The sequence below is a fragment of the Lysobacter sp. TAF61 genome (assembly GCF_052113485.1).
Classification (GTDB): domain Bacteria; phylum Pseudomonadota; class Gammaproteobacteria; order Xanthomonadales; family Xanthomonadaceae; genus Lysobacter_J.
The window spans coordinates 131404-144552 of the sequence record NZ_JBFRDH010000002.1 but is presented as its reverse complement, the minus strand read 5'-3'; the positions used below and the strand labels follow the sequence as shown (position 1 = coordinate 144552).

At 66.6% G+C, this 13149-nt stretch carries 14 protein-coding genes; 10 read left to right on the top strand and 4 right to left on the bottom strand.

The window, feature by feature from the left end:
- Positions 1–236: 236 nt before the first annotated feature.
- The 5 genes from AB4Y64_RS05120 to msrA all read left to right on the top strand — a co-directional run bounded on the left by AB4Y64_RS05120 (position 237) and on the right by msrA (position 4761).
- Positions 237–1778: an arylsulfatase gene (locus tag AB4Y64_RS05120; protein WP_441815369.1), complete on the top strand. Its 1542-nt coding sequence runs from the start codon at positions 237–239 to the stop codon at positions 1776–1778.
- A gap of 230 nt (positions 1779–2008) precedes the next feature.
- A complete protein-coding gene (locus AB4Y64_RS05115) occupies positions 2009–2401 on the top strand; it encodes a hypothetical protein (protein ID WP_441815368.1) in 393 nt (130 codons plus the stop codon).
- Positions 2402–2418: 17 nt separating this feature from the next.
- The gene (locus tag AB4Y64_RS05110) at positions 2419–2811 is read left to right on the top strand and encodes a GFA family protein (RefSeq protein ID WP_441815367.1); all 393 of its coding nucleotides are present in this window, start codon (positions 2419–2421) and stop codon (positions 2809–2811) included.
- Positions 2812–2859: 48 nt separating this feature from the next.
- Positions 2860–4122 (top strand): serine hydrolase domain-containing protein, encoded by a 1263-nt coding sequence (locus tag AB4Y64_RS05105; RefSeq protein ID WP_441815366.1) that lies wholly within the window; start codon positions 2860–2862, stop codon positions 4120–4122.
- A gap of 129 nt (positions 4123–4251) precedes the next feature.
- Positions 4252–4761: a peptide-methionine (S)-S-oxide reductase MsrA gene (msrA, locus tag AB4Y64_RS05100; RefSeq protein WP_441815365.1), complete on the top strand. Its 510-nt coding sequence runs from the start codon at positions 4252–4254 to the stop codon at positions 4759–4761.
- 19 nt (positions 4762–4780) lie between these two features.
- On the opposite strand, the gene AB4Y64_RS05095 is transcribed toward msrA, so the two are convergent.
- The 4 genes from AB4Y64_RS05095 to AB4Y64_RS05080 all read right to left on the bottom strand — a co-directional run bounded on the left by AB4Y64_RS05095 (position 4781) and on the right by AB4Y64_RS05080 (position 8369).
- Positions 4781–6475: a SulP family inorganic anion transporter gene (locus AB4Y64_RS05095; protein WP_441815364.1), complete on the bottom strand. Its 1695-nt coding sequence runs from the start codon at positions 6473–6475 to the stop codon at positions 4781–4783.
- A gap of 33 nt (positions 6476–6508) precedes the next feature.
- The gene (ppk2, locus tag AB4Y64_RS05090; protein WP_441815363.1) at positions 6509–7324 is read right to left on the bottom strand and encodes a polyphosphate kinase 2; all 816 of its coding nucleotides are present in this window, start codon (positions 7322–7324) and stop codon (positions 6509–6511) included.
- A 30-nt stretch (positions 7325–7354) separates the two neighbouring features.
- Entirely contained in the window at positions 7355–7633 is a 279-nt protein-coding gene (locus AB4Y64_RS05085) for a hypothetical protein (RefSeq protein WP_441815362.1), read from the bottom strand.
- A 121-nt stretch (positions 7634–7754) separates the two neighbouring features.
- On the bottom strand, positions 7755–8369 hold the full coding sequence (locus tag AB4Y64_RS05080) for a TetR/AcrR family transcriptional regulator (protein WP_441815361.1): 615 nt from the start codon (positions 8367–8369) through the stop codon (positions 7755–7757).
- A gap of 147 nt (positions 8370–8516) precedes the next feature.
- On the opposite strand from AB4Y64_RS05080, the gene AB4Y64_RS05075 reads away from it, so the two are divergent.
- The 5 genes from AB4Y64_RS05075 to AB4Y64_RS05055 all read left to right on the top strand — a co-directional run bounded on the left by AB4Y64_RS05075 (position 8517) and on the right by AB4Y64_RS05055 (position 13106).
- Positions 8517–9521: a saccharopine dehydrogenase family protein gene (locus tag AB4Y64_RS05075; protein WP_441815360.1), complete on the top strand. Its 1005-nt coding sequence runs from the start codon at positions 8517–8519 to the stop codon at positions 9519–9521.
- Between the two features lie 9 nt (positions 9522–9530).
- Positions 9531–10751, top strand: a complete 1221-nt coding sequence (locus AB4Y64_RS05070) for a helix-turn-helix domain-containing protein (protein ID WP_441815359.1) — start codon at positions 9531–9533, stop codon at positions 10749–10751.
- 43 nt (positions 10752–10794) lie between these two features.
- A complete protein-coding gene (locus AB4Y64_RS05065) occupies positions 10795–11472 on the top strand; it encodes a glutamine cyclotransferase (RefSeq protein ID WP_441815358.1) in 678 nt (225 codons plus the stop codon).
- 178 nt (positions 11473–11650) lie between these two features.
- Positions 11651–12439, top strand: coding sequence for a DUF899 domain-containing protein (locus AB4Y64_RS05060; RefSeq protein ID WP_441815357.1), 789 nt, complete (start codon positions 11651–11653; stop codon positions 12437–12439).
- 22 nt (positions 12440–12461) lie between these two features.
- On the top strand, positions 12462–13106 hold the full coding sequence (locus tag AB4Y64_RS05055) for a hypothetical protein (protein ID WP_441815356.1): 645 nt from the start codon (positions 12462–12464) through the stop codon (positions 13104–13106).
- Positions 13107–13149: the final 43 nt, after the last annotated feature.

The following is a 13149-nucleotide window of genomic DNA, read 5'->3' as shown; positions in this document are numbered from 1 at the left end:
GGGAAAGGCACTGCGATGTGTGGCCGACTCCGCAGGCGAGCATTCAGAGTGTGGTCCCTTGAGGCGCGGTCACCACGACCGCTTGAAACCGCAACCCATAGCGCGCGTTCACGACCTCAGAATCCGATCGCACACTCGTTCGTTACCGGCTGTGAAGAAGGAGTGACCTCACGCCAACAGGTCACTCAATATGATGAAGGCAAGTGCGGAGCGTTCGCCGCGAATCGGAGCATCCGATGGCCGCCTCAAACAAGCCCAATTTCATCATGATCATGGCTGATGATGTGGGCATCTGGAACATCAGTGCCTACCATCGCGGCATGATGGGCGGCAGCACGCCGAACATCGATCGGCTAGCACGCGAGGGCGCGCTGTTCACCGATTACTACGGTCAACAATCCTGTACTGCGGGACGCGCGGCGTTCATCACGGGGCAGACGCCGTTCCGGACCGGGCTGTTGAAGGTCGGCCTGCCTGCGGCGAAGCAGGGCTTGCAGGATTCCGATCCGACGATCGCGGAATTCCTCAAGCCGTTGGGATACGCGACGGCACAGATCGGCAAGAACCACCTTGGCGACAGGAACGAGTATCTGCCGACGGTCCACGGCTTCGACGAGTTCCACGGGATCCTCTATCACCTCAATGCGATGGAAGAACCCTACGACGCGGAGTATCCGAAGGACAAGAAATTCCGCGCAATGTTCGGCCCGCGCAACGTCATCCACAGCGTGGCAACCGATGTCGATGATCCGACGGAGGATTCGCGCTGGGGTCGCGTCGGCAAGCAGAAGATTGCGGACGCCGGCCCATTGCCGCCGCATCCGGGTATGGATCCCGCTGCCAAGGTGAGCATGGAAGATGTCGATGCGGATCTGGTGAAGCGCTCGTGCGATTTCATCGACCGCTCGGTGAAGGCAGGACAACCGTTTTTCCTCTGGCACAACTCCACGCGGTGCCACTCCTGGACGCATCTGTCCAAGAAATGGGACGGCAAGACCGGCTTTGGTTTGTTTGCCGACGCGATGGCCGAGCTGGACTGGGTAGTGGGTGAGTTGCTCGCCAAGCTGGACGAGCTGGGGATCGCCGACAACACGGTCGTCCTGTTCACCAGCGACAACGGCGCCGAGATCTTCAGCTGGCCCGATGGCGGCAACCATCCGTTCCGCGGCGAAAAAGGCACGGTGTACGAAGGTGGTTTCAGGGTGCCCATGCTTGCGAGGTGGCCTGGCGTCATTCAACCGGGCGTCATCATCAACGACATCATGTCGGCCGAAGACTGGATGCCTACCCTTGTTGCGGCAGCGGGCGAACCGGATCTGAAGGAGAAACTGCTCACCGGCTACAAGGCGGGCGAGAAGACTTTCAAGAACCATCTCGACGGTTACAACTTCAAGCCATTCTTCGAGGGCAAGGCCACCGAGGGCCCGCGCCGGGAATTCTTCTACTTCAGCGACAATGCCGACCTCATGGCAGTGCGTTACAACCAGTGGAAGGTCACCTTCAAGACCATCGTCGGCAACCTGTTCAGCGGCAAGGAGGATTCGACCAACGTTCCGCTCGTGACCAACCTGCGCGTCGATCCTTGGGAGCGGTACCAGACCGAATCGACGTCCTACGGTCAGTGGTGGGGCGAAAAACTGTGGGTCATGATGCCTGCCACAGTCATCATGGCCAAGTTCCTGTCCACGTTCAAAGACTACCCGCCCAGCCAGGTCTCCGGATCGCTCAGCGTGGAAAAGGCGCTGCAGTCATTGCAGGAAGGAAGCAGGAAGAACTGAACGTCCCCACAGCCAGACCTTGTTGGTGCTGACATCCAGCTTGTGGCCGCAAGCGGTCGGTACCGCAGGCAGGTCAGCGCCTTCCGGCGCGAGCGGTCGTCCCGCCCGGAATCATCGCTTCAGGCAGAGCCTGGAATTTGCTGCTCGCCAGGCTTCGCGGCAAGATGCAAGCAGATCCACTTGGTTCGGGACCGATATGCGGTTCGGCTTGATTCAAGCGTCAGGTGGCCATGGAGGAACTGCTGCACATGCTGACAATGCTCATGGTGCTGCTGCCCCTGTGGGCGATCCTGGCCGCTCCCATCCTGCTGGTCTTCTTTGTCGCAGCCCGCTTGATGCGGCGCCGGTCGATCCGTTCCCGCTGGGCCATCACGGCGCTCGCCCTGGCTTTCGCGCTGGTTGCCGCACCGGTTCCAACGCCCATCATCACCGTGTTCGTACCGCACGGTTATGCGCTCCTTGATCGCAGCTACTACGACAGCATCCTGCACGGGCCCGGGATGTTCTCGGGGCTTTGGCGATGGATCGTACCCTCGCTCATCATCACCTTCGGCGCGGCTCTGGCGTTGATGCGGCGCTACATGCGACCAACCCGGTTCGGGCCAGAAATCGAGCATCCTTGATTCAGAGGAGGCACACCATGCAGCACTTCACCGGCGGTTGCCTCTGCGGCGACGTCCGACTTGTAGCGTCGGGCCTCCCGTACCGAGTAGGCCTTTGCCACTGCCTCGACTGTCGCAAACACCACGGGGCGCTCTTCCATGCGTCCGCAATCTTCCCCCAGGACGCAGTTTCGTTAGAGGGTGAAACGCGCGAGTACGCCGGCCGGCACTTCTGCCCCCGTTGCGGCTCCACCGTCTTCGGCCGCTCCGGCGACGAAGTCGAAGTGAATCTGGGCTCGCTGGACGCCCCTGATCAGCTCGTGCCGACCTACGAAAGCTGGACCATCCGCCGCGAGTCCTGGCTGCCGCGATTCCCGCTCGCCAGGCACTACGAGCGCGATCGCGAAAGGACAACGCGCTTCGAGGGATAGACCCCGCGCCCTCTTGCCGCAACGGCCGTCTACGTATCCAATGCGGCAATGCCGACCCGACCTGATCCAGACCGCCGTCGCTTCATCGCCCACGCTGCCGCGCTCGGTGCCGTCGGCGTCCTGCCTTCCAGTCTCGCGATCGCTGCTCCGTGCAAGACCGCGGACAGCGCCTGGATTCCCGACGACGCATTTCTCGCCGAGCTGCCGCGGATCATGCAGGCGTTCGCCGTCCCCGGGGTGGGCATTGCCGTGGTCGAAGACGGCGCGTTGGCCTGGAGCCGCGGCTTCGGCGTGACCAATGCGAAGACCCGCGCGCCCGTGGATGCGCGCACGGTGTTCGAGGACGCTTCGCTGAGCAAGCCGGTGTTCGCCTATCTGGTCATGCAGCTCGTCGACCAGCGCCTGATTGATCTGGATCGCCCGCTGGTGCAGTACCGGCGTCCCGCCTACCTGGCCGACCATCCGTGGATCGATCTGATCACGCCGCGCGATGTCCTGCGCCACACCACCGGCCTGCCGAACTGGCGCACGACGCCAGCGACGGAGAAGCTGGTGCCAATGGTCAAGCCCGGCACCCGCATCGACTATTCCGGCGAGGCGATCTTCTGGCTGCAGCTGGCGGTGGAGTCGATCACCGGCCAAAGCCTGGACGACTCGATGCGCACGCACCTGTTCGCCCCGGCCGGCATGAACGACAGCAGCTACACCTGGAATGCGGATCTTGCCGCGCGCTCGGTCTACGGCCATCGCGCGCACGATCAGACCGAAGCAGGGATGCCGCCGCAGATGTTCCGCGAGCAGTGGAGCATCGCCCAGCGGGTCGCCGACCGCTGGGGCAAGCCGCTGTCCGCATGGAAGTACGAAGACGCCGAACGTGCGCTGCCCGAAGTGATGGCGCTCGCACCGTCCGGACTGGTCACGTGGCCCGGCGACATTCTCGCCAACGCGGCGGCGAGCCTTCGCACCACCGTGCAGGACTACGCGACGTTCTTGACGCTGATGATGGCGCGCAGGCAACGCGCGCCATGGGAGATCACCGAGAGCACGCGCCAGGCCATGCTCACGCCGCAGATCAACCTGCCCGGTCGCTGGACGCAGAAGGGCCTGGGCTGGAACATGGAGCCGACCCGCGACGGCCCGGTCTTCTACCACTCGGGCAGCAACGGCGGCATCTTCAAGAACTTCGCGGTGGGCGACGCACAGCGGCGGCGCGGCATCGTGGTGCTGACCAACGGCGGCAGCGGCTCGTTCGTCCACCAGCGCGTGGTGCGCGCGGCCACCGGCTACGACCTGCTGTCCTACGACCTCTAGGGCGGCAGCGGCCCGAAACGGTGCCGAATTGGCCGCTCCCGCCTTGAACCACCGCCCGCGGCCCACATCTAGCAACCACCTGGCGGCGCGATGTCCGCGTCCGACCAGGCCACTGTGGAGATGACCGGAATGACCACTGCAACCGAGACCGCCATCCTTGCCGGCGGCTGCTTCTGGGGCATGCAGGACCTGCTGCGGCGCTATCCCGGCGTGGTGTCCACGCGCGTGGGCTACACCGGCGGCGATGTGCCCAACGCCACCTATCGCAACCACGGTTCGCACGCCGAAGCCATCGAGATGGTGTTCGACCCGGCCGTGATCAGCTATCGCCAGATCCTGGAGCTGTTCTTCCAGATCCACGATCCGACCACGAAGAACCGCCAGGGCAACGACGTCGGCGCCAGCTATCGCTCGGCCATCTACTACACGAGCGATTCGCAGAAGCGCGTGGCCGAGAACACCGTCGCCGATGTCGACGCATCGGGCCTGTGGCCCGGCAAAGTCACCACCGAGATTGCCCCGGCGGGTCCGTTCTGGGAGGCTGAGCCGGAGCACCAGGACTACCTGGAGCGCTATCCCGAGGGATACACCTGCCATTTCATCCGGCCGGACTGGAAGTTGCCCGAACGCACGCAGTGATGCGCGTGTGCAAGCCGCATCACGGCTTCCATTCCACCTTGTGTTCCTCGACGTAGGCATCCACCGCGGAACCGATGGTGGGGTACGGCGTGCCGAAGCGCTCGAGGATCTCGAAGCGCTTGAGCTTGTCCTTGACCGGGTCCTTCATCTCGGCGAAGCGCATCTCGATGCCGGACTCGCGCAGGGCCGTCTCCATCCCCGCCAGCATGTCGGCCGATGTCACGTCGATGCTGGTCACCGGTTCGGCGGCGATCACGATCCGCTGCACCGGCGTGGGTGACTTTGCGATGGCGTCGAGCACGCGCTGGTGGAACAGCTCGGCATTGGCGAAGAACAGTGGCGCATCCCAGCGGAACAGCACCAGGCCCGGGACGAGGCGCGCCTGCGGGTAGCGGCTGATGTCATGGAAACCGCGGATGCCCGCCACCCGTCCCATCACGGCGTGGTGCGGGCGCCAGCCGTCCCAGAGGAACTCGAGCACGGCGATGCCGATGGCGATGCCGATGCCCGGTATCACGCCCCACACCGCGACGCCGACGAAGCAGGCGATCGACAGCCAGAACTCCCATGGCTGGATGCGGAAGATGCGATGCAGGTCCTGGAATTCGAACAAGCCGATCGCCGCGGCGATCACCACGGCCGCCAGCGCGCTGCTTGGCAGGTGTTGCAGCAGGTTCGGCGCGACCAGCAGGAGCAGGGCGACGGCCAGTGCACCGACCACACCGGTGAGCTGGGTCTGTGCACCGGCGGCTTCGGCCACCGGCGTGCGCGAGGAACTGCTGCTGACCGGGAATCCCTGGAACAACCCCGCCGCCAGGTTCGCCGCACCCAGGCCGATCATTTCCTGGTTCGGATCGACGTTGACGCCGGTCTTTGCCGCATAGGTGCGCGACAGCACGCTGGTATCGGCGAATGCCACCATTGCCACGGCGCAGCCGCCAATGGCTATCTGCGCCAGATGGGCCGGTTCGATCAGCGGCAGCACGAACATCGGCAGACCCTGCGGCAGCGGCCCGAGCACCTTCACGCCGGCGCTGACGTCCAGGCCGAACGCACCGACCACCACGGTGGCCGCGACCACCGCGATCAGCAGACCGGGAATCCGCTTCCACGGTTTGAGCAGCAGGATCACCACCAGCGTGGCGGCGCCGACCGCGAACGCGGTCCAGTTGGGCTTGCCATCGGCGATTGCCTGCGCGATCTGCACCAGGTCGCGCAGCGGTCCATGGCCCTCGATCGAAAAACCAAACAACTTGGGCAGCTGGCTGATCAGCACGGTGAAAGCGATGCCGTTCATGTAGCCGTAGCGGATCGGCTTGGACAGCAGCTCGGTGACGAAGCCCAGCCGCAACACGCCGATCAGGATGCACACCAGCCCTGACACCACCGCCATGAGGCTGGCGATGATCACGGCACGTGCGGCGTCGCCGCCGGACAGGGGCAGCACGACGGCGAGAATCACCGCGGCCAGGGAAGAGTCAGGCCCCAGCACCAGGATGCGGCTCGGCCCAAACAGCGCATAGGCAAGCAACGGCACGATGGTGGCGTAGAGGCCGTAGATGCCCGGCACGCCCGAGGCCACGGCATAGGCGATGCCGACCGGGACCAGCATCGTGGTCAGCACCAGTCCGGCCATGATGTCGCGCGGCAGCCAGGCCGCCTGGTAATCGCGGATGACCTGCAGTCCCGGTAGCCAGCGCGTCCAGCCGTTCATGCCTGCAAGCTCCTGGGAAATGTCACGGCGGCGTCAGTATTGCTCCCTGATGAACTTGTACGGAAAGTCCGGTTCGACGTAGTCGCCGCGCTTCTGCCGCTTGGGCAGGCGGAACTTCTCGCGCGGGAGTTCTTCGTAGGGAACCTTGTCGAGGATGTGACGGATGATGTTCAGGCGCGCGCGGCGCTTGTCGTCGGTTCGCGCCACGTACCACGGTGCGTGCGGCGAGTCGGTGGCGGCGAACATGTCGTCGCGCGCCCTCGAATAGTCGTACCACCTGCCATACGACTTCAAGTCCATCGGCGACAGCTTCCACAACTTGCGGCCGTCGGTGGCGCGGTCCTTCAGCCGTTGCGTCTGCTCCTCGTCGCTGACTTCCAGCCAGTACTTGAGCAGGATGATCCCGGACTGCACGATCGCCGCCTCAACCAGCGGCGCGGTCCGCAGGAACCTGCGCACCTTCGCCTCCGAGGTGAAGCCCATCACGCGCTCGACGCCGGCGCGGTTGTACCAGCTGCGGTCGAAGATCACGACCTCGCCCGCGGCCGGCAGGTGCTGCATGTAGCGCTGGAAGTACATCTGGCTCTTCTCGCGATCGGTCGGCGCCGGCAGCGCCGCCACGCGGAACACACGCGGGCTGACACGTTCGGTGATCGCCTTGATCGTGCCGCCCTTGCCGGCAGTGTCGCGTCCCTCGAAAACGACGCAGACCTTCAGCTTCTTCTCCACCACCCACATCTGCAGCTTGACCAGCTCCACGTGCAGCTTTTCGAGCTCGGCCTCGTATTGCTTGCGCTTCATCCGTTCCGGTTCCGCGGAACTGCCGTCATCGCGTTTGCCAGGCTTCATGGTGGGTGCTCCGCTGCGCGGGACTGCGGGTCAGGCGTTCTTTTCGTTCTCGATGCCCTTGCGGACGATCTCGTTGTAGAGCGAGGCGATCTGTTCGCCCAGGCCCTGGAATTCCGGATTGCGCGACACGTACTTCTGTCCGTCCTGGGCGTCGGTCAGCGCAGTCTTGAGGAAGGTGATGTCGGAATCGGTCAGGCGTTCGCCGTTGTCGACGCGCTTCTTGATCGCCATGGCGCGGGGCAGGCGGAAATGCACGAGACGATCGAGCAGCGCCTGGATCGTGGCGGTGTCGTCGGTCTGGTCGGACATGGCAGCCCCCTGAATACGTGCGAGAGGCTATTCTGCGCCGGTCCAAAGGGGCCCGGCTTCACGATGACTTCACGGCATAGGCGGGACACGTGCTGGATCCGGCCGGTTGCTGGGACGCGCGCTATCGCGCCGACGACCGTGCCGCATCGACCATCGCCGTTGCCGCTTGCAGCAGGATGCGCGTCGCGTCCTCCCCGGCGAGCAGTTCGGAACTGACGAACGCGCCGTTGACCAATAGCGCCAGCTGCGCGCCCAGGACATCGGGATCGGACACGTGCAGTCGCCTTGCAATCGCGCCGAGCCGCGAGCGCAAACCCTGCATGTGCGCGCGTGCCACGTGCCGCGTCGGATGGTCGGGCTCGGGAAACTCGGCCGAGACGTTGATCTGCGGGCAGCCGCGATAGTTCGAACGCGACAGGCGTTCGCCAATCCAGCGCATGTGGGCAGCCAGTTCGCCAGCCGGGTCGTCGGCATGCTGGGCGGCCACGGCATCCCAGGTCGACCAGAAGTCGATGTCCTCGCGCTCCAGGAACGCGACGATCAGATCGTCCTTGGTGCGGAAGTGTCGATACAGGCTGGTCTTGGCCACGCCGGCCTGGGCCACCACCAGGTCGACGCCGACCGCGCGCACGCCCTGGCGATAGAACAGGCCGGAAGCGCATTCGAGGATCCGTTCGCGCACGTCCAGCGATTCGGCGGCCTGCGCCTTGGGCGATCGGGTAGGGGTGGCAGCCATGGGGTCGGGTCCGGTGAACTCTGTGGTTGACACACTACAGACCTGTCTGTACCTTCGCAAGAACAGACAGGTCTGTAGCGTCGCTTCGACGCGCCCCGCATCGCTGATGGCTCACTGATTGCTCGCTCGCTCATACGGAGAAGTGAAATGGCTGGAAACAAAGGAGTTGTTGCCGTCTATGGTGCTTCCGGCCATACCGGTGCATTCGTCGTCGCCGAACTGCTGCGCCGTGGGCTGGGCGTGGTCGCGGTCGGGCGCGATGCCGCCCGGCTGCCCGCGGGCGTCACCGGGCGGGTGGCCGCAATCGACGACCCCGATGCGCTGGACCGGGCATTGCAAGGCTGCGCGGTGGTGATCAACTGCGCCGGTCCGTTCCTCGACACCGCCTCGCCGCTGGTGGAAGCGGCGCTGCGTGCCGGCGCGTCCTACATCGATGTCACGGCCGAGCAGGCCAGTGCCCAGGCCACGTTCGAACGCTATGACGAACCGGCACGCGCGGCCGGCGTCGCGGTCATCCCGGCGGCAGGGTTCTACGGCGGCCTGGCCGACCTGCTGGCCACTGCGCTGGTGGGCGCCGACCGCGTCGACGACCTGACCGTTGCCGTCGCGCTCGACCGCTGGTGGCCGACCGAAGGAACGCGCAGGACCGGCGAGCGCAATCGCGTTCCGCGCGTGGTCCTCGACAACGGCCAACTGGTGCCGATGCCGGTGCCCGCAAGCCGGACGCAATGGACGTTCGATGCGCCGCACGGCGTGCAGGCGATGGACGAACTGCCGTTCTCGGAGATCATCACCATCTCGCGCCACCTCGATGTCGGCAACCTGCGCGCATACCTCAACAGCACCTCGCTCGCCGACGTCCGCAACGACGCCACGCCAACGCCGACCGCGGTCGATGCGCAGGGCCGGTCGGCGCAGAAGTTCGCGATGGAGGTCAGGGCAGGTGGCAGTGAGGGATCGCCGCGTGCGGTCGCCTGGGGCCAGGACATCTATGCGGTGACCGCGCCACTGGTGGCCGAAGCGGCCGAGCGGATACTCAAGGGCGACTTCAATCGCGCCGGTGCGCTGGCACTGGCCGAGGCGTTCGACGCGGAAGACTTCCTGCGCTCCTTCACGCCGGACCAGTTGTCGTTCCGGCTGGGGGTGGCCTAGCCTGTCGCGATGGACTCCCTGATTGCCGCTGCCGGGCGCGCGCTGGTCGCCGGCGACGCGCTCGGCGCGCTCAAGCGCGTGGCGCTGCGCGATGACCCGCCCGCGCTGGCCCTGCGCGGCATCGCGATGGCGCAGCTCGGCGAGTACCCGCGCGCGCGCGAACTGCTGCGGTTTGCCGCCCGCGGTTTTGGCAGCCGCGAGGAACTTGCGCGCGCGCGCTGTGTTGTCGCCGAGGCCGAGGTGTCGCTCGCGATGCGCGACCTGGGCGGTTCGCCGCGCACGCTCGCACAGGCAGAACAGACCTTGTCCGCGCGCGCCGATCACGCCAACGCCATGCAGGCGCGCCTGATCGCGATACGCCGGCAGCTCCTGCTCGGTCGCCTCGACGAAGCCGCCACGGCGCTGGCCGCACTGGAGCTGCAAGGCCTGTCTGCATCGCTGCGAGCGGTGGCCGAACTGGCGACAGCCGAAGTGGCGTTGCGATCGCTGCGCACGGCGGTGGCGCGGGCAGCGCTGCAGCGCGCCCTCGACGCGGCACAACGCGCAGGCGTGCCCGCGCTCATCGCCGAGGTGGTCGAGGCGCGTGCCGGGCTCGATCGCGCCGCCGCGCGCAGCATCCACGCCGGCCACGAGCAACCGTTGCGACTGGACGAGGTCGAGGCACTGGTGGCCTCCGCCACGCTGGTCGTCGATGCCTGCCGACGTGGCCTGCGCGCCGCTGAGCACTGGCAACCGATGGCGCGGCGGCCGGTGTTGTTCTCATTGCTGCGTGCACTGGCCGAAGGTTGGCCCGGTGATGTCGAACGCAGCACGCTGATCGCGCGCGTGTTCTGTACACGCCACCCGGATGAAACGCACCGGGCGCGGCTGCGCGTGGAAATCGGTCGCCTGCGCGCGCTGGTGTCGCAGCTGGTGGACATCGAAACCACTGCGCGCGGCTTCGCGCTCGCGCCACGCGCCGGGCAGGCCGTCGTCGTGCTCGTGCCGCCCATCGATGGCGAGCAGGCGTCCTTGCTGGCGCTGCTCGCCGATGGCGCCGCCTGGTCCACCTCGGCGCTGGCGTTGGCCCTGGGCGACAGCCAGCGCACGGTGCAGCGTGCGCTGGTCGAACTGGAAGCCGGCGGACAGGTGAGGTCGATCGGTCGCGCCCGCGCGCAGCGCTGGCTGGCGCCGCCTCTGGTCGGATTCACGACGATCTTGTTACTCCCTGCCGCGCTGCCGCCTGAGTAGATTGACCCTACGCGCCAAGACCGGCGCCAACAGGAGCCACGCCATGTCCCCCACCCTCGCCACCACCGACAAGACGACAGAGCAGGTGCCGGCGCGCGCCGCGGAGATCGTCCGCGAGTACGGCCCGTTCGACGGCGCCGAGAACATTGCCGGCGTCACCTACGACGGCCACCGCGTGTGGGCCGCCACCGGTCCCAGCGTGCTGGCCTTCGACCCGGACAGCGGGCAGGTCGAGCGCACCATCGATTGCCCCGCAGACGCGGGCACGGCCTTCGACGGCACGCACCTCTATCAGATCGCCGAGGCGCGCATCGACAAGATCGATCCGGCGACCGGCGCGGTGGTCGCCTCGATCCCCGCACCCGGCGGCGGTCGCGACTCGGGCATGGCCTGGGCCGAAGGCAGCCTGTGGGTCGGGCAGTACCGCGATCGCAAGATCCACCAGATCAATCCTGAAACCGGCGCCATTTTGCGCACCATCGAATCCAACCGGTTCGTCACCGGGGTGACGTGGGTCGACGGCGAGCTCTGGCACGGCGTCTGGGACGGCGACGAAAGCGAACTGCGGCACATCGATCCGGCCAGCGGCACTGTCCTGGAGCGGCTCGAGATGCCGCCTGGCGCGGGGGTCAGTGGCCTGGAGTCGAACGGCGCCGATCTGTTCTATTGCGGCGGCGGACCTGGCGGAACGGTCCGTGCCGTGCGCCGGCCACGCAAGTAGCCACGGCGTAGAACGCGCCACGGGCTGTGCCCCGTCGCGCTGACGCACGCAACAACGCAATCGCGTAGCCCCTGCAGGTACCCATCCGGTGCAACCACCGGATACGGGCGCGGCTTGCCCGCACGCCGCCGGTCGCCACGCATCGCCGATCATGGCCCAACGGGCCGAGGAAGCACTCATGAACGCAGCAATCGCACAAGCCAACACGCTCGCCCCGGCCGTCGTGTCGCCGGATCAATGGATCGCCGCACGCAAGGCGCTGCTCGCACGCGAAAAGGAACTGACCTACCTGCAGGACCAGATCGCACGCGAGCGTCGCGCATTGCCGTGGATCAAGGTCGACAAGGAATACATCTTCAACACGCTTGATGGCCCGCGCACGCTGGCCGAACTGTTCGACGGACGCAGCCAGCTGCTGGTGCAGCACTTCATGTTCGCACCGGGCTGGGAGCAGGGCTGCAAGAGCTGCTCCTACATGGCCGACCACAACGATGGCGCCAACATCCACCTGGCCCAGCGCGACGTCACGTTCCTGGCCGTCTCGCGCGCGCCGCTGGCCGACATCGAACGCTTCCGCCAGCGCATGGGCTGGCAGTTCAAGTGGGTGTCGTCGCATGGCACCGACTTCAACCACGACTACGGCGTCAACTTCACCCAGGACGAAATGACCAGTGGCAAGGTCGACTACAACTACGTCCGCCAGCCATTCCCGCATGAAGAAGCGCCGGGCATCAGCGTCTTCTATCGCGACGAGGCGGGGGATGTCTTCCATACGTACTCGCGTTACGGCCGCGGCGTGGAGGTGATGATGCACACCTACAACCTGCTGGAGCTGACTCCGAAGGGGCGCGACGAGGACGGCCTGGACTACCCCATGGAATGGGTGCGTCACCACGACCGCTACGAAGTGCAATCGCCAGCGAAGCCGGTTCCGCCCGCGGCTGGATGCGACTGCGGGCAGTCCTGAGTCCGGGCTGCCGACGGGCGTCATGGAAACGCTGTGGCCATGGTTGGCCGTTGCCGGGCTCGGCGCGCTGCACGGCGCGAGTCCGGCAAATGGCTGGATGTTTGCTGCGGCATTGGGACTGCGCGCCGGCGATGGCGCGCAGTCGCGCCGGGCCCTGCTGCCGATCGCGGTCGGTCACGCCGCCTCGATCGTCATCGTGGTCCTGGCGGTGACGCAGGGCGTCCTGATGGACCGCACGCGGGTCCAGGCAGTGGCCGGCGCGGTTCTGGTCGCTGTGGCGCTCTACCGCTGGCTACGCGGCGCCGTGCCGCAAACCCACGGCGCCAACATCGCCGTCGGCAGGCGCGTCGGCCAGACCGGCATCGCGCTGTGGTCCTGCCTGATGAGTACCGCCCACGGCGCCGGCCTGATGCTGGTCCCGGCACTGGTGCCACTGTGCCTGTCGAACTCGCCGGCGCGGGAGATCACCGCCTCCGGTTCGGCGCTGCTGGCGCTGGCCGCCGTCAGCGTCCACATGCTGGCAATGCTGGCCACGACCGGCGCCATCGCCGCCGGCGTGTGCCGGGGCGCCGCGTTGCATCCTCGTCTGTTGGGGGCGGCAACGAGGCCCCATGCATGGACGGCCGCGCTGGCCCTCACCGGCACGGCGCTGCTGCTGGTCCGCTAGCACGCACGGGTGTGTCCCGACGCCCCCGTGCGGGGCGTCCACG

What these genes read in the sequence shown, in the direction of transcription:
- AB4Y64_RS05075 (WP_441815360.1), top strand. Translation starts at nt 8,517, where the DNA reads ATGGCTGGAAACAAAGGAGTTGTTGCCGTCTATGGTGCTTCCGGCCAT.
- AB4Y64_RS05080 (WP_441815361.1), bottom strand. Translation starts at nt 8,369, where the DNA reads ATGGCTGCCACCCCTACCCGATCGCCCAAGGCGCAGGCCGCCGAATCG.
- AB4Y64_RS05095 (WP_441815364.1), bottom strand. Translation starts at nt 6,475, where the DNA reads ATGAACGGCTGGACGCGCTGGCTACCGGGACTGCAGGTCATCCGCGAT.
- AB4Y64_RS05065 (WP_441815358.1), top strand. Translation starts at nt 10,795, where the DNA reads ATGTCCCCCACCCTCGCCACCACCGACAAGACGACAGAGCAGGTGCCG.
- AB4Y64_RS05115 (WP_441815368.1), top strand. Translation starts at nt 2,009, where the DNA reads ATGGAGGAACTGCTGCACATGCTGACAATGCTCATGGTGCTGCTGCCC.
- AB4Y64_RS05070 (WP_441815359.1), top strand. Translation starts at nt 9,531, where the DNA reads ATGGACTCCCTGATTGCCGCTGCCGGGCGCGCGCTGGTCGCCGGCGAC.
- AB4Y64_RS05060 (WP_441815357.1), top strand. Translation starts at nt 11,651, where the DNA reads ATGAACGCAGCAATCGCACAAGCCAACACGCTCGCCCCGGCCGTCGTG.
- ppk2 (WP_441815363.1), bottom strand. Translation starts at nt 7,324, where the DNA reads ATGAAGCCTGGCAAACGCGATGACGGCAGTTCCGCGGAACCGGAACGG.
- AB4Y64_RS05120 (WP_441815369.1), top strand. Translation starts at nt 237, where the DNA reads ATGGCCGCCTCAAACAAGCCCAATTTCATCATGATCATGGCTGATGAT.
- AB4Y64_RS05110 (WP_441815367.1), top strand. Translation starts at nt 2,419, where the DNA reads ATGCAGCACTTCACCGGCGGTTGCCTCTGCGGCGACGTCCGACTTGTA.
- AB4Y64_RS05085 (WP_441815362.1), bottom strand. Translation starts at nt 7,633, where the DNA reads ATGTCCGACCAGACCGACGACACCGCCACGATCCAGGCGCTGCTCGAT.
- AB4Y64_RS05055 (WP_441815356.1), top strand. Translation starts at nt 12,462, where the DNA reads ATGGAAACGCTGTGGCCATGGTTGGCCGTTGCCGGGCTCGGCGCGCTG.
- AB4Y64_RS05105 (WP_441815366.1), top strand. Translation starts at nt 2,860, where the DNA reads ATGCCGACCCGACCTGATCCAGACCGCCGTCGCTTCATCGCCCACGCT.
- msrA (WP_441815365.1), top strand. Translation starts at nt 4,252, where the DNA reads ATGACCACTGCAACCGAGACCGCCATCCTTGCCGGCGGCTGCTTCTGG.